This window comes from Enterococcus sp. AZ091 (assembly GCF_051714805.1).
In the GTDB taxonomy this organism is placed as follows: Bacteria; Bacillota; Bacilli; order Lactobacillales; family Enterococcaceae; genus Enterococcus_D; species Enterococcus_D gallinarum.
The window spans coordinates 1,921,916-1,941,267 of the sequence record NZ_JBIOSO010000001.1; the positions used below are offsets into that span (position 1 = coordinate 1,921,916).

The 19,352-nt window shown below is 42.4% G+C and carries 16 protein-coding genes; 13 read left to right on the plus strand and 3 right to left on the minus strand.

What is annotated here, in order from left to right:
• The first annotated feature begins 8 nt into the window (after nt 1-8).
• Both IGJ28_RS09590 and IGJ28_RS09595 read left to right on the plus strand, forming a co-directional pair.
• On the plus strand, nt 9-1,013 hold the full coding sequence (locus IGJ28_RS09590; RefSeq protein ID WP_005472426.1) for a plasmid pRiA4b ORF-3 family protein: 1,005 nt from the start codon (nt 9-11) through the stop codon (nt 1,011-1,013).
• 371 nt (nt 1,014-1,384) lie between these two features.
• Nucleotides 1,385-2,092, plus strand: coding sequence for a GntR family transcriptional regulator (locus IGJ28_RS09595; RefSeq protein ID WP_252711852.1), 708 nt, complete (start codon nt 1,385-1,387; stop codon nt 2,090-2,092).
• A gap of 104 nt (nt 2,093-2,196) precedes the next feature.
• On the opposite strand, the gene IGJ28_RS09600 is transcribed toward IGJ28_RS09595, so the two are convergent.
• Nucleotides 2,197-3,396: an enolase C-terminal domain-like protein gene (locus IGJ28_RS09600; protein ID WP_103300033.1), complete on the minus strand. Its 1,200-nt coding sequence runs from the start codon at nt 3,394-3,396 to the stop codon at nt 2,197-2,199.
• Nucleotides 3,397-3,682: 286 nt separating this feature from the next.
• Here IGJ28_RS09600 and IGJ28_RS09605 point away from each other — a divergent pair, with 286 nt between their 5' ends.
• Entirely contained in the window at nt 3,683-5,506 is a 1,824-nt protein-coding gene (locus tag IGJ28_RS09605) for a glucose PTS transporter subunit IIA (protein WP_103300103.1), read from the plus strand.
• A gap of 129 nt (nt 5,507-5,635) precedes the next feature.
• Here IGJ28_RS09605 and IGJ28_RS09610 read toward each other — a convergent pair whose 3' ends face one another.
• Nucleotides 5,636-6,757, minus strand: a complete 1,122-nt coding sequence (locus IGJ28_RS09610; protein ID WP_171917720.1) for an NAD(P)/FAD-dependent oxidoreductase — start codon at nt 6,755-6,757, stop codon at nt 5,636-5,638.
• Nucleotides 6,758-6,909: 152 nt separating this feature from the next.
• Here IGJ28_RS09610 and recQ point away from each other — a divergent pair, with 152 nt between their 5' ends.
• The 5 genes from recQ (at nt 6,910) to IGJ28_RS09635 (ending at nt 13,991) form a co-directional block, all read left to right on the plus strand.
• On the plus strand, nt 6,910-8,676 hold the full coding sequence (gene recQ, locus IGJ28_RS09615; RefSeq protein WP_438845344.1) for a DNA helicase RecQ: 1,767 nt from the start codon (nt 6,910-6,912) through the stop codon (nt 8,674-8,676).
• A gap of 40 nt (nt 8,677-8,716) precedes the next feature.
• Complete coding sequence (locus tag IGJ28_RS09620; RefSeq protein ID WP_252711853.1) at nt 8,717-9,136, plus strand: GNAT family N-acetyltransferase; 420 nt, start codon at nt 8,717-8,719, stop codon at nt 9,134-9,136.
• Between the two features lie 199 nt (nt 9,137-9,335).
• Nucleotides 9,336-10,958 carry a PTS transporter subunit EIIC gene (locus IGJ28_RS09625; RefSeq protein ID WP_252711854.1) on the plus strand — a complete coding sequence of 541 codons (1,623 nt, stop codon included), beginning with the start codon at nt 9,336-9,338 and terminating at the stop codon, nt 10,956-10,958.
• Nucleotides 10,958-12,289, plus strand: coding sequence for a 6-phospho-alpha-glucosidase (locus IGJ28_RS09630; RefSeq protein ID WP_003127146.1), 1,332 nt, complete (start codon nt 10,958-10,960; stop codon nt 12,287-12,289). The genes IGJ28_RS09625 and IGJ28_RS09630 overlap by 1 nt, the downstream gene beginning before the upstream one ends.
• A 337-nt stretch (nt 12,290-12,626) precedes the next feature.
• Entirely contained in the window at nt 12,627-13,991 is a 1,365-nt protein-coding gene (locus tag IGJ28_RS09635; protein ID WP_252711855.1) for a gluconokinase, read from the plus strand.
• A gap of 181 nt (nt 13,992-14,172) precedes the next feature.
• Here IGJ28_RS09635 and IGJ28_RS09640 read toward each other — a convergent pair whose 3' ends face one another.
• Complete coding sequence (locus tag IGJ28_RS09640; protein ID WP_086269236.1) at nt 14,173-14,898, minus strand: MurR/RpiR family transcriptional regulator; 726 nt, start codon at nt 14,896-14,898, stop codon at nt 14,173-14,175.
• 184 nt (nt 14,899-15,082) lie between these two features.
• On the opposite strand from IGJ28_RS09640, the gene IGJ28_RS09645 reads away from it, so the two are divergent.
• From IGJ28_RS09645 to IGJ28_RS09665, 5 genes are all read left to right on the plus strand, one after another.
• Nucleotides 15,083-15,835 carry an IclR family transcriptional regulator gene (locus tag IGJ28_RS09645; protein ID WP_252711895.1) on the plus strand — a complete coding sequence of 251 codons (753 nt, stop codon included), beginning with the start codon at nt 15,083-15,085 and terminating at the stop codon, nt 15,833-15,835.
• Between the two features lie 110 nt (nt 15,836-15,945).
• Nucleotides 15,946-16,593 (plus strand): bifunctional 4-hydroxy-2-oxoglutarate aldolase/2-dehydro-3-deoxy-phosphogluconate aldolase, encoded by a 648-nt coding sequence (locus IGJ28_RS09650; protein WP_003127150.1) that lies wholly within the window; start codon nt 15,946-15,948, stop codon nt 16,591-16,593.
• Between the two features lies 1 nt (nt 16,594).
• On the plus strand, nt 16,595-17,596 hold the full coding sequence (locus IGJ28_RS09655; RefSeq protein ID WP_103300039.1) for a sugar kinase: 1,002 nt from the start codon (nt 16,595-16,597) through the stop codon (nt 17,594-17,596).
• Between the two features lie 11 nt (nt 17,597-17,607).
• Nucleotides 17,608-18,450 (plus strand): 5-dehydro-4-deoxy-D-glucuronate isomerase, encoded by an 843-nt coding sequence (gene kduI, locus IGJ28_RS09660; protein ID WP_003127152.1) that lies wholly within the window; start codon nt 17,608-17,610, stop codon nt 18,448-18,450.
• Nucleotides 18,451-18,470: 20 nt separating this feature from the next.
• Nucleotides 18,471-19,277: a gluconate 5-dehydrogenase gene (locus IGJ28_RS09665; RefSeq protein ID WP_034704712.1), complete on the plus strand. Its 807-nt coding sequence runs from the start codon at nt 18,471-18,473 to the stop codon at nt 19,275-19,277.
• Nucleotides 19,278-19,352 lie beyond the last annotated feature (75 nt).

Sequence of the window (19,352 nt, forward strand, 5' to 3'; positions counted from 1 at the left end):
GTATTTTTTTGGAAAAAACATTGAAAAAATTAGCAAAAGTAATCGATCACATGATGGATCATGTCGCGTTGTTCGGTGGTCCGAGTGTTGTCAGTAATGATGATTTAGATCATTACTTAGATCCGGTTTTTTATTTGATTTTTTGTGCAGAACAAAAGACGAATAAAAGAATGCTGACAGACAAAGAGTTTGTCGAATGGGTCTATACGGAAATGATGCCTCAAGAGATTCCTTATGATTTGAATTTCCTCCCCTTTGCTAAATTAGCTATTGAAGATTTTTATTATTGCATGTATAAAGAACAGCACATCACAAAAGAACAATACCAAGAGATTATCTTTGTTCTTGCAGAAAAACAGCCTGTGTTTTACTCTCGCATGTCAAAACCGCATTTCTGGTCTTCAGAGAAGAAAGCGGCAATGCTAGAGATGCTTCATGATGTCGAACCGGAAGATCATGATTTGGTTCCGATCGAACATCCCTATGAAAATCAACGATCGCCAAAAATCGTCCCTTTTCCAATAAAAAAAGTTCCTGAAGCTAGCGAAGAAAGAATCGCTGCATATCAAATCCGTATTGATTTGGAAGGTTTCAAGCCGCCGATTTGGCGAAGGATGCTCATTCCTGCAGGCATTAGTTATGAACAACTCCATAATATGATCCAAATTGCTTTTCAATGGCAGGATTCGCAGCTCTACCTTTTTCTTGCCGGCAATAATTCAATCGATGTGCCGAACACGGAACCTACAAATGCATTAGTGATCGACCATGATTTCCAAACCTGTCAAACACTGACCTACATTTATGACATGGGTGCTGACTGGACCCACAAAATAAAAATCGAGAAAATACTGACGGCTGCTGAAGCAGGTGAAACAGTCACGCCTGATTGTCTAAAAGCGGTTGGTGATGTGCCAAACGAAGAGCAACCAGAGGAACAAAGAGAATCAGTGAATGTTGAAACAATCAATGAAGAACTCCGGGATTACTGGGAATCTGATCCGTCCGACTAATTTTTTTCTCGGAATAAGTGCAATAATCGATTCATACGATGGTGTGACGAATCTGTTTAACAGTTCGTGACATCTTTTTTGATTGATCCTTGTTTGATTAAGGTGTTGACCATTCATGAACTACATCAAGCTAGCTGATATAGAAATACTCATTTCTGTGGCGACACGCCTGGTTTGATACAGATTCTAATTTTTTAACTCTAGAGCCAATGATTCAACAGATTGATTTTCGAGTACATTCGAGTACAATAGTTCGTAATGATACTGGACAAGCGACGATGCTCTATCTGCTGTGAGGTGCATCTTTCAATCGCTCTAGAAGATGGGCTATCTGTTCTGGCGACAGCTGAGAGCAAGTGAGGGGAGTTTTTATGAAAAAACGAGAATTTATCGTTCAAGATTTGCTTAGTAAAATTTATCAGGAAGAATTTATTGAAGGAAAATTACCGAATCAAAGAGAACTTGCCAGAAATTATGGCGTTTCCCGCTTTACGATTCAACAAGCAATCAAAAATTTAGAAGAAATCGGCATCGTTCGTGTGGTCCAAGGATCGGGAATCTTTATCCATGAGAAGTGGGTCAAAAATCCCATGATCTTTAATTCCTTGACACGGACTCCTTACGTTCGGATCCACTCCAAAATGATTTCTTTGAGTAAAGCACCCGCTACCCCAGATGAACAAAAAATCTTTCAGTTAGCAGACAATGAAGAAGTTTGGACCTTTGAACGGGTGCGAATCGTCAATTATAAGATTGAACAGCTAGAAACGTCGAAGCTACCGGTAGGATTATTTCCTAATGTCACTCAAGAGGTAGTAGAACATTCAATTCAGCGCTATGTTGAGAGTTGCGGATATCGGATTTCCCACTACATCAGCAGTTATACCCCGATTGCGACTTCAATGGCCCAGTCGGCAATCTTGCTGTGCAAACGGGGGACCCCAGCGATGCAAATCACGAATCGGGCAATTTTGGAAGATGGGCGGGTCTATGAATTCAGCAACATCGTCGCCATCGACTATGCAGTCACCTATATTCGACCTTTCGATCGAGAAATCCATCGTTCACGCATCGATTGATCGGCAGAGGAAGAGCCACAAATTTCCTAGACGATAAATCAAAAAAACTCAGAGCTCTGATTCAACAATTTGAGTCAGGCTGCTGAGTTTTTTAGGATTATTATTTAAGGTGTGATTAGTGTACCATCCGGCGTTCTGCTTTGTGTCCACTCATGGGGGCGGTAAACGACCGGAAAATCAGCCGCAGCTTCTTCATCAAATGTAATACCGATCCCGCTTTTTTCCATTGGATAGAAGAAGCCGCCTTTGGGTTGGGGACTGCCAACAAACACGGATTGGGTATTTGCCGGCAACTCGATCGTTTCTTGGATCGCGGCATTGTGCAGATGGATATTCAAATGCGTATTGACTGCCAAGCCGACTGGACTGATATCAGAAGGCGTATGCCAGGCAATTCGAACCCCCATCGCATCGCAAAAATGAGCTAGCTTCAATGCTGGCGTAATGCCGCCAATCTGTGATACATGAGCCCGCATGAAATCGATCTGCCGATTTTTGACTAGTTCTTGCCATTCCATTGGATTATTGAACAATTCACCTGTTGCAATGGGGGTTGCTGACTGACTGCGTAATTGTGTCAGCCAGTGATTTTGGTCAGGCGGCAGAATATCTTCCAAGAAAAAGAGCTGATAAGGTTCTGCTGCTTTGGCGAACTGAATGGCTTGATTCGGATGGAGGCGTTCATGAACATCATGCAGCATTTGAAATTGGTTGCCATATTTTTCTTTGATCGCTGCGAACATCTTCAAAGTCGTTTCCATATAATCTGTCTGATCAAAGTAAGAGCCGGAGATTGGTTCTTCGGGTGTTTGCAACTGGCTTGGATTCCCGCCATAGAACCCGAGCTGGCAACGAATATAGCGATAGCCGGCTGCCAAAAAACGATCGATTTCGTGATAGAGATCGTCTAAATTATCTGCTACCGCATGAGTATAAGCAGGGATCGCGGTTCTTGCTTTTCCCCCCAGCAGTTGATACAGAGGCATATCAGCTAACTGTCCCTTGATATCCCATAATGCCATATCAACACCAGAGATGGCATTGTTTGTGATCGGACCGTTGCGCCAATAGGAATTGACATTCATGACTTGCCAGATGTCTTCGATTTCATTCGCGTCTCTACCCATCAGAAGGGGACGTAAATATTCGTCAACGACTGTTTTGACTGCTAAAGGACGAAATTGAAACGTACTACAGCCTAGTCCGGAAATTCCTTTATTGGTTTCTACTTTAACGACAACAAGGTTATGGCGATCAGGTTTGATCGCAAAGGATTTGACGTCGGTGATGATCGTTGGTGTCATTTTATTCACTCCAATTTTTGTATCTAGTTGATATAGCCATTGAAACACGCAGAGCAACCGCTGTCAATTTGGTCCAAAAAAAGATGACTATGGCTCATAAAACCAGTCCAATTTTAGATAGATTCTTATTTATTTGTTGATACATAGCCTTTTTAGTCGGTTTTTTTAATAAAAGGACTGGTTTTACAAGCGGGTGCAGCCATGCTACTATGTGTGTGAAAACGGACCCACTTGAAAAGGCGCCTCAAGATTCAAGTCCGTTAGCAAACAACAGGAGGAAAAAATGATGATGAAAGAAGACATCGTAAAACAGATCATAAAAGATGTTGGTGGATCCGAGAATATCAATAATGCTTGGCATTGTATGACGCGGCTTCGTTTTGATTTGAAGGATGAAAAGAAAGTTGACTATACTGCTTTAGAAAAAATACCTAAAGTGGTGGGAACGAAATATCAAAGCAATCAGCTCCAAGTGGTGATCGGTACAGATGTAGCGGATTATTATGCTCCATTAGCCAAAGAACTTGGTTTGGATGAAAAGAGTCAAGAGTCTTCAGAGAAAAAAGGCGCTGTCTCGTTGTTTATGGATACAGTCTCCGGTGTATTCGGACCAATTGTTCCAGCAATCGCTGGGGCAGGAATGATTAAAGGGTTGATGGCAGGATTGGTTGCCTTAAATGTGATTTCCAATCAAACAGATACGTATTTAGTCATTGATATGATCGCCAGCGGCGTATTTACCTTCTTGCCATTTTTTGTTGCTGCTTCTGCTGCGCGCATCTTTAAAACGAATCAATACTTGGCGATCGCCATTGCTGCAACATTACAATTTCCAACGATGACGAATGCAGTTGCTGAAGGCAATATTTCGGCCTTTCGACTGTTTGGGGTTTTACCAGTTCCCGTTTTCAATTATGCGGGTACCGTTATTCCAATCATTTTTGCTGTTTTAGCATTAAGCTACATTTATCGCTGGGTAGACAAGGTATTGCCGCAAGTTCTGCGGACCGTCTTTACACCGACGATTTCCTTGTTTGTGGCTGGACTGATTACACTGACAGTTATTGGTCCAATCAGTATTCATTTAGGCAATTTGCTTGCAGATGGTGTAGCTGGCTTGTTTACGATTTCTCCTGTATTGGCAGGAATTGTTGTAGGTGCTATTCGTCCAATTGCGATCTTTACCGGATTACACCATGCAATGACGCCAATCGCATTACAAAACTTTGCCAATCAAGGGTATGATATGTTGATGCCAATGATGTTCATGGCAAATATGGCGATCACCGGCGCAACCGCAGCGATCTACTTTAAAGTAAGATCAAAAGAAGAAAAATCAATCATTTTGTCCTCAGCTGTGTCAGGATTGCTGGGCATCACTGAGCCAGCATTGTTTGGGATTTTATCAAAATATAAAAAAGCATTTTTAGCAGCTACCATCGGTAGTTCGATTGCATCAGCGTTCATCAGCTTTTTTGGCGTAAGGATCTATGGCTATATTTTATCCAGTATCTTTAGTTTGCCGGCTTATATTGGTGAATACTTTATCTATGCGGTCCTAGGCATTGTCTTGGCGATCGGTTCCTCTTTTGCTCTGACTTATTTCCTAGTCCCTAATCAAGCAGAAACAGAAACCTTCACCAACGAACTTGATTTGCATGCTGTAACGCAAGGAGAATACATTCCATTGGAAGATGTACCCGACGAAGTGTTTTCAACAAAAATGATGGGTGAAGGGTATGCCATTCACTCTAAAGACGGCCAAATCTATTCGCCAGTCAGTGGTGAAGTCACTTCGGTTTTCCCTTCCAAACATGCGGTGGGAATTACCACATCGAATGGTGTGGAAGTTCTAGTCCATATGGGAATCGATACAGTTTCTCTTGATGGCAAAGGCTTTGAAGTATTCGTAAAAGTAGGAGAGCAAGTAACCCCACAATCGAAACTAGCAGCGATGGACTTGCCTTATATCGAACAACAAGGCAAAGAAACGATGGTCATCGTCCTAATCACGAACATGGAACGTGTCCAACAATTTTCAGGAACGATCGGTCTTGAAGGAAATCATCAAGCCGGTGCCCTATTAGAAAAGGTAATTTTAAACGCTTAAATTCAAGAAAAAAAGAGGTTTAACAAGAGGGGAGATGCACCTGGCAAAAACAGCTGCGGCATATTCTGTCCAATTGTTCGAAAGAAAGAGCTGCGACAAGACTTTTGTCACAGCTCCTTTTTTTTACCATCAGTGACGTTGAGTAATATAGGCAGCTATAGGTTTACTATATTTCTCAAAAAGTTTTTGCTTTTCAGAAGGGTTCTGACCTTGATTAAAATATTCAGCCAGTAAATAACCGATATAGGGACCTGTGGTTAATCCAGAAGACCCCAGTCCGCTGGCGACCACTAATCCTGGCTCACTGGGAAGCAGTCCAAAAAATGGCGCAAAGTCAGAAGTATAGGCCCGTGTTCCTACGCGAACTGTCATTGGTGCAGCAAACAATTTCTCTGGGGCTGCCAAAAATGAACCGATGCCAGTCAGCAATTGTTGCTTTGCTGCTTCAGTGGGAGTCAGATCCCAACCGCCATCATTTTCGTGAGTTGCTCCTAAAAGGATCTTCCCATTCGCAAAAGGAATCAAATCGCCTTCGCCTTCTAACATCGCCACTGGCCAATCTTTTGCTGACGCTGTCGTTTCGAAGGAGAGCAGCTGTCCTTTTTGGGGACGAACATCGACGTGGTAGTTCAAGTGTTCTAACAGTTGGCCTAATCCTGGTCCGGCGGTTAAACAAACATGATCCGCTGGAATTTCTGCGTATCTAGTAGAAACGACCCAATTTTTTTCTTTATAAAGTCTAGCCTTCCCTTGGATGAAAACGACCCCATTGGTACGGGCCCGTTCTTCTAGGAACGCTAGATAAGCAGCGCCATCTAGTCGACCTCCTCCGGAAATTTTCAAAGCCGGTAGTGGTTTGAGCAAAGGTAAAGCTTGCTGCGTTTCAGCAGGAGAAAGACAGGTGATTTGACCGATTTCCGGTGCCTCTTTGCGCCGTTCCTCCGCCAGTTCCGCTAATGCTGCCAACTGATTTTCTGGGCGAATGATCAATGTACCTGAGCGTTGATAAATATCTGTGGTCAGTGAGAAATCTTGTGTCAATTTTTCGAAAAAAGCAGCCCCATCTTTAGCTAATTGATACCATCGTTTGTTTCGCCGTTTCGAAAGCCAGGGGGAAATGATCCCGGCACTCGCTTTAGTAGCTTGTCCCGTAGGGTCGTCAACCACGGTCACTTGGTACTTCGTCGTATCTAGATAATTTGCTAAGGTCATCCCAATGATGCCGCCACCGATAATTACGATTTTTTCCATAAAACTGCAAACTCCTTTTTTGTTTCAATCATTGTTCCATATTCTTCTCAAAAAATCAAAGACTGAAAGTTCCTGTCGAAAGTGATTCCCAAACTGTTCCCATTTCAAATGACTGGATTTTCTCGTATAATGGACATGGAAAAGAGGATATTATGCAATCAATCAATCAAGTTTTAAGAGATAAATTCGGTTATACCAGCTTTCGGGAAGGTCAAGAATCAATCATCAATGCCATTCTTTCTCATCAAAATGTTTTAGGCATCATGCCGACTGGCGGAGGAAAATCTGTATGTTATCAGCTCCCGGCTTTATTGTTAGACGGTCTGACATTAGTTATTTCACCATTGATTTCATTGATGAAAGATCAAGTAGATGCATTGAATGACATGGGTATCCCGGCCGCTTATATCAATAGTACCTTATCAGCTCCGGAAATCAACCAAAGGTTAAGGCAAGCATCGAAAGGAGAAATCAAGCTCCTGTATGTCGCTCCAGAGCGTTTGGAATCAGATCATTTTCGCGAATTGCTGCGCTATGTTCCTATATCCCTACTCGCTGTTGATGAAGCCCACTGTATTTCACAATGGGGACATGATTTTCGTCCTAGCTATTTACGCTTAGCGGAAACGATCCATAGTTTTGATCAGAGGCCAACGGTGGTGGCATTGACAGCTACAGCAACGCCAAAAGTTGCCCAAGATATTGAACGACTGTTGCTGATTCCACCAGAGAACCAAGTGAAAACGGGTTTTGCTCGCGAAAATCTATCTTTTGAAGTTATCAAAGAGCAGAAAGATACTTATTTGCTGACCTATTTAAAGATGAACAAAGGGCAATCAGGGATTATTTATGCCAGCACACGCAAAGAAGTCGAACGAATCTATCGTTTATTGAAACAACAATCTATCAATGCTGGACGCTATCATGGCGGATTAACTGAAGAAGAACGTACGCAAAACCAAGAAGATTTTCTTTTTGATCGTCTTCAAGTGATGGTAGCAACCAATGCTTTTGGTATGGGAATCAACAAGAGCAATGTGCGCTTTGTGATCCACGCCCAGATCCCCGGTAATTTAGAATCTTATTATCAAGAAGCCGGACGTGCCGGACGAGATGGTGAACCTAGCGAAGCCATTTTATTATACGCTCCGCAGGATTTACAGATTCAGCAGTTTTTTATCGATCAATCTGAGTCCGATATTCAGTATCGTCAAAATGAATACCTCAAGTTGAGAGAAATGAGTCAATATGGGCATACACAAATGTGTCTTCAACGTTACATATTGCGGTATTTTGGGGAAGACGGTCCCGATTGTGGCCGCTGCAGCAATTGCTTAGATGAACGAGAACAGGTAGATATCACCGTTGAGACGCAAAAAGTGTTGTCCTGTGTGAAACGAATGGGTGAACGTTTTGGCAAAAAGTTAGTGGGGAAAGTGTTGACCGGATCAGCAGATCAGAAAGTCACCCAATGGGGATTTGAAAAATTGCCAACCTATGGTTTGTTGAAAGATTGGTCACAAAAAGAAGTCAATCAACTCATTGACTACTTAACCGCATCAGGCTATTTAGTCCCTTCGGAAGGACAATACCCCCTGCTCAGTGTGTCAGCTGCCGGTGTAGAGGTTCTTTTAGGCAAGGCAAAGGTTTACCGGAAACAAGCCAAAGTACGTCAATTGGTCGTCGATGACGAACTGTTTGACCAATTACGTTCCCTGCGATTGACGCTCGCACAAGAACAAAACTTGCCGCCGTATGTCGTCTTTTCGGACAAGACATTGCGGGAACTTGCGGAGCAGCAGCCTAAAACCCCTATCGAATTTCTACAGATCAAAGGTGTTGGTCAAAACAAGTTAGATAAATACGGTGATGCGTTTCTGGCTGTGTTGAAAGAATACCGAGAAACAACAGAAAAATAGTGCTGCTTTACGATTCAGGAAAAAACAAGGAGAAACCAAGATGCTGAAGATTCGTTATGCGCAAAAAAGGGATACGACATTCTGGCTAGAGCTAGATAATCATTTGTCAAAAGCAGGATTAGCAAAAAAGTTCCAAGATCAACAGGCGTTGATCTTAACCGATGAGGAAGAACCTGTGGGGATTCTTCGCTACCAATTGTTTTGGGATACCATTCCCTTTTGTACCATGCTGGTGGTCAACGAATCCCAGCAGAGAAAAGGGAGAGGAAGGCACTTCCTCCGCCTTTGGGAAGCAGAAATGCGGAAACAAGGGTATGGGATGTGTATGACCTCTACTCAGTCTGATGAGAGCAGTCAGCGTTTCTATCGAAAATGTGGCTACAAAGATGCCGGTGGGTTGCTTATGGACGTACCAGGTTTTGAACAGCCGTTGGAATTGTTTTTTGTGAAGCCGTTATGATCAAAAAATCGTCTATCACGTTATCTCAAGCGAGCCAATTCGAGGTTCGCTTTTTTATTTTTCTTGTGCGGAGTTTGTTAGAATGCTGAAACGCATTCCAAACTTTGCAACAGGTTGATTTGAAAGCGGTTCCTGTTCCAATGGACGCCAAACTTCCCTATAATAAACCTACCGATAAAAAAGTAAAGGAGTTTCATCAATGAAAGAAAAAGTGATGGATGCGATGCAGAAGTTTTCGAAAGCCATGTTTGTTCCGGTACTGATATTGCCGATTGCCGGAATCTTGATCGCAATTGGTAATGTTTTCACAAATGTTCGTTTGATTGAGCGTTTCCCATTTTTGGATAATCCGATCACAACTGGTTTTGGGAGTATATTATCTGCTTCGCTCCTACCGATTTTGACGAATCTCGGCATCATATTTTGTGTAGGGATCGCTCTTGGTCTTGCCAAAAAGAAAAAGGCAGAAGCCGGTTTTACAGCGTTATTAGGCTATCTGGTATTCTTATATGCCATGAATAAATTCTTGGAACTTCGGGGGATGCTAGTAGCGGCAGATGCACTTCAAGGATCAGGACAAGCACTGGTCTTAGGGATTCAAGTTTTAGACATGGGTGTTTTTTTAGGAATCATTTTAGGAATTATTGTTGCATTGATTCATAATCGTTTCATCGATACCACGTTCAATAACGCCTTTCAGGTATATGGTGGTGCTCGTTTTGTGTTTATCATTTTGATTCCAGCCGTCGTTTTGTTGGCCATTCTGTCTTCGATCGTATGGCCAGTGATTCAAACGGGTATTGATGGCTTAGGTGGAATCATTCAAGAAACAGGAAACTTCGGCATCTTCTTGTATGGGACGCTAGAAAGATTATTGATTCCAACTGGACTCCATCATCTGATCTATACGCCATTTCTCTATACATCACTTGGAGGAGTCGCTGAAGTCGGTGGTCAAGTCTTTGAAGGAGCCCGTAACATTTACTTTGCAGAAATTGCGGATCCGGCAGTAAAGGTTCTCTCGCAAAGTGTCATCTGGGATGCACGAGGAATTTCAAAAATGTTTGGCTTGCTTGGTGCCTGTCTAGCTATGTATCAGACCGCAAAACCAGAGAATAGAGTCAAGGTCAAAGCTATTTTGATCCCAGCAGTGGTGACTTCCTTTATTGCTGGGGTAACGGAACCGATCGAATTTTCGTTTATGTTCGTTGCACCAGTTTTGTTCGTGATCCATTCCGCATTAAGTGGACTGAGTATGGTTGCATTGAATATTTTTGGCTCAAGAGCGATTGGTCCGAATGGCTTTATTGATTTCCTTTTGTATAACTTGCCGTTAGGGATTGAAAAGACTCGCTGGCCCATCTATATCGCCGTTGGCATAGTATTTTTCTTTCTCTATTATGCTCTTTTCCGCTTTTTGATTACCAAAATGAATTTGAAAACAGTCGGTCGGGAAGATGAAGGGAATGAAACAAAATTGTATTCAAAAAAAGAGTACAAAGAGAAACGGTTAGCAGGAGCTGGTGTTGGAGTGACGGCAGAAGTAATCCCTTCATCTGTACCAACGGACTCGATTTCAGCATTGATCACGAAAGGTTTAGGTGGAGACAGTAATATTAAAACGATTGACAACTGTTACACACGATTGCGTTTGAAACTAAAAAATCCAGAACTAGTGGATGAGACATTGCTAAAAGAAGAAACCCAAGCCAAAGGCGTTATCAAGAATGGTGAGAATGTCCATGTTGTTTATGGATTGACTGTACCAAAAGTACGAGAAGAATTAGAAAAGTTTCTTGGACGAGAAGGAGAGATTGAATGATGAAGAATTTTTCAGTAGTGATTGCCGGTGGAGGAAGTACCTTCACACCAGGGATCGTGATGATGCTGTTAGATAATCAAAACCGCTTCCCATTGAGAAAGCTGACACTTTATGATAATGATGAAGCGCGACAAAGAACTTTAGGTGAAGCATTGACGATCTTATTAAAAGAACAGGCACCACAGATCGAATTTTCTTATACGACGGATCCGCAAGCAGCTTTTACTGGTGCTGACTTTTGTATGGCTCATATTCGAGTAGGCAAATATGACATGCGGGAAAAAGACGAGAAGGTTCCTCTACGCCATGGTGTGTTCGGTCAAGAGACTTGCGGACCTGGCGGTATCGCTTATGGTATGCGCAGTATCACCGGAATGTTGGAAATCATTGATTATATGGAAACGTATTCGCCAGATTGCTGGATGTTAAATTATTCGAATCCGGCAGCGATTGTAGCAGAAGCCTGTCGTGTGTTGCGACCTGACGCAAAAGTGTTGAATATTTGCGATATGCCAGTGGGCACCTTGCGACGGATGTCGCAAATTATTGATAAAAATCCAGCAGACTTAGAAGTTCGTTATTTTGGCTTGAATCATTTTGGCTGGTGGACCAGCATCAAGGACAAAGAAGGCAACGAATACATCCAACAAATCAGGGAATATGTTGCACAGAATGGCTATCTCACTCAAGTTGAAGTGGACACCCAACATACAGATCCTAGTTGGCAAGAAACCCACAAAAAAGCCAAAGATCTTTTGGCTCTGACACCAGAGTATTTGCCAAATACGTATTTAAAATATTACTTATACCCAGATTACGTTTATGATCATATGAAAGAGCATCCCGAATATACGCGTTCGAATGAGGTCATGGAAGGAAGAGAAAAGCGAGTCTTCGACCATGCGAAAAAAATCATCGAACAAGGATCGGCAGAGGGTATCGCATTTGAAATCGATGCTCATGCAACCTTTATTGTGGATCTGGCACGAGCAATTGCGTTCAATACGCATGAACGAATGGTCATGATTGTTGAGAATAACGGGGCAATCGCTAACTTTCCTGATGATGCCATGGTGGAAGTTCCTTGTATTGTTGGCTCTGATGGACCAGAAGCTTTGGCACAAGGCAAGATACCATCTTTCCAACAAGCCTTGATGTTCCAACAAGTCACTGTGGAAAAATTAGTGGTGGAGGCATATGTGGAAAAGAGTTACCAAAAAATGTGGCAGGCGTTAACCCTTTCCAAAACCATTCCTAGCGCAAAAGTAGCCAAAGATCTCTTAGATGATCTGGTCTCAGAAAATGGTGATTATTGGCCGGGACTCCACTAAAATGTTTCACATGCTGAGAAACATTTCTGATCAAAAGATGTCACTTTGAAAAAACTTACAACAATTAGTGCTCACTAAAAAGTCTGAGGATGACAGAGGAGATAGAGGATCTGAATGATAAACGAGAGGGAGTGCATCTGTGGTGCAGTAGTTGATGGCTGCAAGCTGGATGTTTGCCAACCCTCTTGTCAATCATTCGGATTTTTTTGCTGGAATCACTGACATTCTAAATGTTTATCAAGAATTCAAAGGGAGATGAGCAATGGTCTTTTTGTGGGGATCTTTTTTAAGTATGCTAAAATAGAAATGAATTAGCAGAGATAAGGGAGCGAGAGGAATGTTTTTAGGGATTGATATTGGAACGACGGCAATAAAAATCGGTTTGTTGGAAGAACGGAAAATCATTTATCAACGTTCTTTTCCTATTTATACCAAAACAGAAAAAGGTCGCACACAGTCTGCGTCAGAAATTATAGCTGTACTTTTGAAAGGGATCACGGAGATTCCCTCCTCTTTACGAGAGCAAATAACAGCGATTGGGTTCAGTACAGCGATGCATAGTCTAATGCCAGTGATAAATGAGAAATTTGAAGAAATCTATATTTGGTCAGATAATCAGGCTAGCCAAGTGATTGCAGAGTTTCGTCAATCCTCATTGTCAGAATCGTTTTATCGGCAGACTGGGACACCGATCCATGCGATGTCGCCATTTGCTAAGTTGCTTCACTTCAAATCCGCTGGCGGTTTTGATGGTAAGACAAAATGGTATGGGCTGAAAGAATTGGTGATGCTTTTATTTACCGGAGCTCCTTGGATCGACCGAAGTACTGCATCGGCAACAGGCCTCTACTCCCTTGAAGAAAAAAATTGGAGTCAAGAGATTCTTCACTATTTGGACCTTTCCATTGAACAGTTTGCGCCAATCTGTGACACGACCGATCGGTTTCCTATTGCTGCGTCCGCTGCCGCTCGCTATGGATTGAATGAAACAGTAGAGATCATGTGCGGCGCCAGTGATGGCTGTTTGGCGGCTTATGCAGGGTATGTATCGACTGGAATCAAAAATAGTTTGACGATCGGCACTAGTGCTGCTGTTCGAAAGGTGACGGATCAACCGGTGTTCGATCAGCGGCAAAATTTTTGTTATTACCTTAAAGAAGGTCAATATGTCATTGGTGCTCCGTCGAATAATGGGGGGTGCGTCCTTGCTTGGATCAAAGAAACATTGGCACAAGATCCTGACACTTTCTATGAAAGCCTCCCAAGAATCATTGAAGAAACCATAATCGGTAGCCATGGTCTGCGCTTTTTTCCGTTTATCAATGGGGAACGGGCTCCTTATTGGACATCTGATATCAAGGCGTCTTATCATGGTTTGACGATTCAACATACTCGGGCAGATATGATTCGTGGAGCAATTGAGGGGATGTTGTTGAATATTGGTGTTTTAAAAGAAATGGCAGCAATTACCGATGAAGTGACGATCAGCGGTGGCGTTTTCCAATCGAAAGCCATTGCACAATTAACAGCTGATATCTTGGGCGTGACATGTTATTTGTCACCGGCAAACGAACCAATTTTTGGTCTTTATGATCTTTATTTTGGTCATCGTTTGGCAGCAAGAGACCACTTGCAGACCATTACGCCGAATCAAAAAACGAGCGCAGCCTACGCGTCGCTCGCTGAACATTATTTTGACTAGCAGAAAAGGTTGCGGCTGAAGTATCAGCGAGATTGAACAACAAGATTGAACAACAAGATTGAACGACCTGAAAGCAACTGAATGGCTTCATTTATCGATTAGATGCGAAGCGGGCCAGCCAGATAGCAGGGGTGATCCTAGAATTTTTTGGCTACTCCATATGTTGAAGCCCCGGACTCTTTTAGTTGATTTCGGCAGTAAATGCCTCTACGAGGTACTCCATTAGCAGTAAAAGCTTTCCGTAAAAACTCGTATATTGGATGTTCTGCGTATCATATGGTCGTTCATCAGTGACACCAAAAGAAAAATTTGCTAGTTGATGGGCTCGGTGTTCACCATTGCCGCAAAAAAGGACAGTGGGGATTTGATGGTCATTCGCTAGTTGCATTTTTTCTAGCACTTTCTGTGTCTCCCCCGATTTAGAAATCGTGATCAGCATACTGATGTTGTCGATATTATTACTAATGATACCGCCGGAATCAGAAGCACTCACCAGTAAAGTTTTAATACCATTAACCAACATTTTTTTATGAAGGTATTCTGCTATGATACCAGAAAAGCCAGTGGCATAAATGGTAATGAATTTATCATTGTTTTGAGCATAAATTTCTTTGATCGCATCAATAGAGGCTGCAATGCCTTCTGTGTTGATCTGATAGTCAATGGCTGCTTCAGTGGTCATTTGACGATTCAGCCGATTTTTTAAGAAATAAAGTAATTCCAAATAGCCGGAAAAACCTAATTTTTGTGCTAATCGCACCAGTGTTGCTGGAGAAGTATAAAGCTCTTGCGCGATTTTTCGCAAAGGGACGCCTTCGATTTTGTCCGTATGAGACACCAAATAAGTGAGGATGTGCTGCTCGCTTTCGGAAATTTTTTTTCCTTTGGTCAATACATTTAAGTCCATGCTATTGCTCCTTTTCGTAGTAACATCATCATACAATGAAGAGAAACAGAAAGTAAAACTTTTTTCTTTATCCTTTTTTTAAACAACCTTCTTACACCGTCTTCGCAAGAGAAGATGGATAAGTTTGGTTGTTTATTTCATTATAAGAGATTATAATTTCTTATATAGAAAAAACAAAGGTGGAATACAAATGACGAAACCCTATGGGACTGTTTTGATTAAAGCCGCGAAAATCATGGATTATCTTGCGGAAGAACCCAACAAATCGTTGCAAGAGATCGCAGCTGCTACAGACTTAACCAATTCAACCGCGTTAAAGATTCTCGAAACATTACAGCTGATCGCCTATGTTGCAAAGGACAAGCAAAAAGAATACCGCTTAGGATCTAAACTCGTCAAATATGCCAATAAAAATATTCAAGAACTTGACTTGGTAGAGATCAGTCTGCCATTTTTGGAAGAATTGCAGGAAAAAGCCGATGAGACCATCCATTTGGGGGTTTTGACAGCGAATGAAATCTTGTATGTCAATAAACTGGAACCTCAAAATCAAACTATTCGCATGTCGTCGAAGGTGGGAATTTCAAGACCTTTATATAGCTCAGCGATGGGGAAAGCTGTATTGGCAGAATTCGATGAGACAAGCTATGAAGCTTATTTAGATGAAACACCTTTACAACCTTATACTGAGAACACCATCACGAATGTTCTTAAATTAAATCAAGAGTTAAGAGAAGTGCGTCAGCTGAAGATCGCTTTTGATGATGAAGAAATGGAGAAAGAGATTTTTTGTATCGGCGCGGCTCTTTTGAAAGATGAGGAAATTGTCGGTGCTTTCTCAGTCAGTCTGCCAAAATACCGATTGACCGAGAGCTATAAACAAACATTGCTTCAAGAAATACGTGCCACAAAAGATAAAATCGAAGCAGCTATTTGAAATACTTTTGGAAACCCCTTGCAAAAGAAAAAAGACCAGGTATAATAAAGATAAGATTTCTTTATAATAAAACTTAATTTCCAAATAGGAAATTAAGAACGGAGGGGTTTATGAAAAAAGTAGAGCGATTATCAAAGTTAAAAGCCTGTGGAATCGTTGCAGTCGTTCGAGGCACTACAAGGCAAGAAGCGCTGGAAGCTAGTCGTGCCATCGTCCGAGGCGGTATTAAAGGAATTGAATTGACCTTCACGGTTCCGCAAGCTGCTGAAGTGATTGCAGAGTTAGTCAATGACTATCAAGAGGACCAAGAAGTGATCATAGGAGCTGGCACGGTACTTGACGCAGTGACTGCCCGCTTAGCGATTATGGCTGGCGCAGAGTATATCGTCAGTCCGACATTTGATCGCGATACAGCTGAGATTTGTAATTTGTATCAAGTACCTTATTTGCCAGGCTGTATGACGATCACTGAAATGAAAGAAGCCTTGAAATCAGGCGCAGACATCATCAAGCTGTTTCCAGGAAGTGCCTATGGTCCTAGTATCATTTCCGCTTTCAAAGCACCATTGCCCCAATTGAATATTATGCCTACTGGCGGAGTCAGCTTGGAAAATATGTCTGAGTGGTTCAATGCCGGAGTGGTCGCTGTTGGTGTCGGTGGTAATTTGTTAGCGCCAGCTGCTAGTGGTGATTTCGAGAAAGTGACAGCGGTTGCTTCACAATATGTGGCCAAGTTAAATGACATTCGAGGTAACTGAGATGACTAGAATTATTACCTTAGGCGAGATTATGTTGCGCTTATCGACTAGTTCTGGTGTACGCTTGGAGCAAAGCGGACATTTTGCTGCACACTATGGCGGTGGTGAAGCAAATGTTGCTATCTCTTTAGCTAACTATGGGCACGACGTCTCTTTTGCAAGTAAAGTCCCGGCAAATGATCTCGGAAAAGCTGTTACCCATCATTTACGCAATTACGGAGTGGATTGCAGTCTGCTTCTAAGCGGTGGTCCCCGGCTGGGTACTTACTATATGGAATCTGGTGTAGGAGAACGTGCAGCAAAAGTCATTTATGACCGTGCAGGGTCAAGTTTTGCGGAAATCAAGACCAATGAATGGTCAGAAGCGATCTTTAAAGATGTCGCACTTTTCCATGTATCCGGCATTACACCAGCGTTATCCGAGACGTGGCGGGATTTGACCCTTTCACTTGTTAAGCGTGCGAAAAAAGCAGGTTGCAAAATCAGTTTCGATATCAATTATCGTGGCAAACTGTGGACGACAAATGAAGCCGCCGCCTTTCTAAAGGAAATCCTTCCTTTGGTCGATTATTGTTCGGCGGGCAAGTTGGATGCACAAGTTTTTATGGAGATTCCAGCCTATACAGGGCAAGGAAATGAGTTGCTGTATTATTACCAACAAATGAACCAGCGTTATCCGAATATTGAACTGTTTTATTCGACAAAACGAGAAGTGCTTTCCGCCAGTGCTAATACATTGATGGGTACTCTTTGGCATAACGGCCAATATGCAGCTTCTCAAGAACACCGCATCGATCCTATTGTTGATCGAGTAGGCGGAGGGGATGCTTTTTGTGCAGGCGTCCTGCATGGCATTCTAAGTGGGTATTCCTCTCAGGAAACCATTGACTTTGCTACCGCAGCATCTGCATTAAAGCACACGATTCATGGAGATTGTAATCAATTTACAGAAGCGGAAGTAGCTGAATTTTTAGCAGCCGGATCTGGAAAAATCATTCGCTAGGAGGAACCAGCATGCAAGAAATGGAAACCCGTTATACACACAGCCCAGCAGATATTCGACACTATAGTACCGAACAATTACGCAATGAATTTTTGGTAGAGAAAATTTTTGTACCCGGAACGATCCAGTTGACTTATACCCATAATGATCGCATGATCTTTGGCGGAGTAACGCCTACGGATCAACCATTAGAGATTCAATTGAGCAAAGAGTTAGGCGTAGAATACTTTTTGGAACGCCGTGAACTAGGTGTGATCAATATTGGCGGTGCAGGAACCATTGAAATTGACGGCACCAAAGAAGACATGAAAAAGCAAGACGGATACTATATCGGAAAAGAAACGAAACATGTAGTCTTTTCTTCAAAAGATCCAAATGATCCGGCGAAATTCTATGTATCCAGTGTACCGGCACATCATAAATACCCGAATGTAAAAATCAGTATCGATCAGGTCAAACCAATGGAAACAGGTGAAGGCTTGACGCTGAATGAACGGAAGATTTATCAGTATATTCATCCGAATGTGTGTGAAAGTTGCCAGCTGCAAATGGGGTATACGATTTTAGAACCAGGTAGCGCTTGGAATACGATGCCTTGTCATACCCATGAACGCCGTATGGAAGCCTATGTTTATTTTGATTTCGCCAATGAGGACACAAAAGTTTTCCATATGATGGGTAAACCAGATGAAACCAAACATTTAGTAGTCGCAGAAGAGCAAGCAGTCATTTCCCCAAGTTGGTCGATCCATTCTGGAGTCGGAACAAGCAACTATTCCTTTATTTGGGCAATGTGCGGGGAGAACATCACATACACAGATATGGACATGGTTCCCATGGATGAGTTGAAATAATAAAAGAAAGAAGGATGAAGATGGATTTTTCAATGGATCACTTTCGTTTAGATGGCAAGATTGCATTAGTTACCGGCGCAGTTTATGGGATTGGCTTTACGATCGCCCAATCTTTGGCAGCAGCTGGTGCAACGATCGTCTTTAATAATTTAACACAAGAATCAGTCGATGAAGGCTTAAAAAATTATCAAGCAGCCGGCATCAAAGCCCATGGCTATGTCTGTGATGTCACCGATGAAGCAGCAGTCAATGAAATGGTCAAAACCATAGAGGAAGAAGTAGGTGTCATTGATATCTTAGTCAACAATGCAGGGATCATCAAACGGATCCCAATGTTGGAGATGTCAGCCGCTGATTTCCGTCAGGTAGTTGATGTTGATTTGAATGCGCCATTCATCGTTTCTAAAGCCGTTTTGCCTTCCATGATCAAAAAAGGACATGGCAAAATTATCAATATTTGTTCTATGATGAGTGAACTTGGCCGCGAAACCGTTGCTGGTTATGCAGCTGCTAAAGGTGGGCTTAAAATGCTAACCAAAAACATCTGTTCTGAGTTTGGTGAAGCAAACATTCAGTGTAACGGCATTGGCCCTGGTTATATCGCGACACCGCAAACTGCACCCTTAAGAGAGATCCAACCAGATGGATCTCGTCATCCCTTTGATCAGTTCATTGTGGCAAAAACGCCAGCAGCGCGTTGGGGAGAGCCCGTAGACTTAGCCGGTCCTGCTGTCTTCTTGGCTTCTGACGCTTCTAATTTTGTCAACGGACATGTTCTCTATGTGGACGGTGGTATTTTGGCTTATATTGGCAAACAGCCTGAGTAATCCTCCTAAGTTCCTGATTTCTAAAACAGGCGAACTTAGCAATCAAAAAAGCTCCTATTCTTCGCACATCCTCAA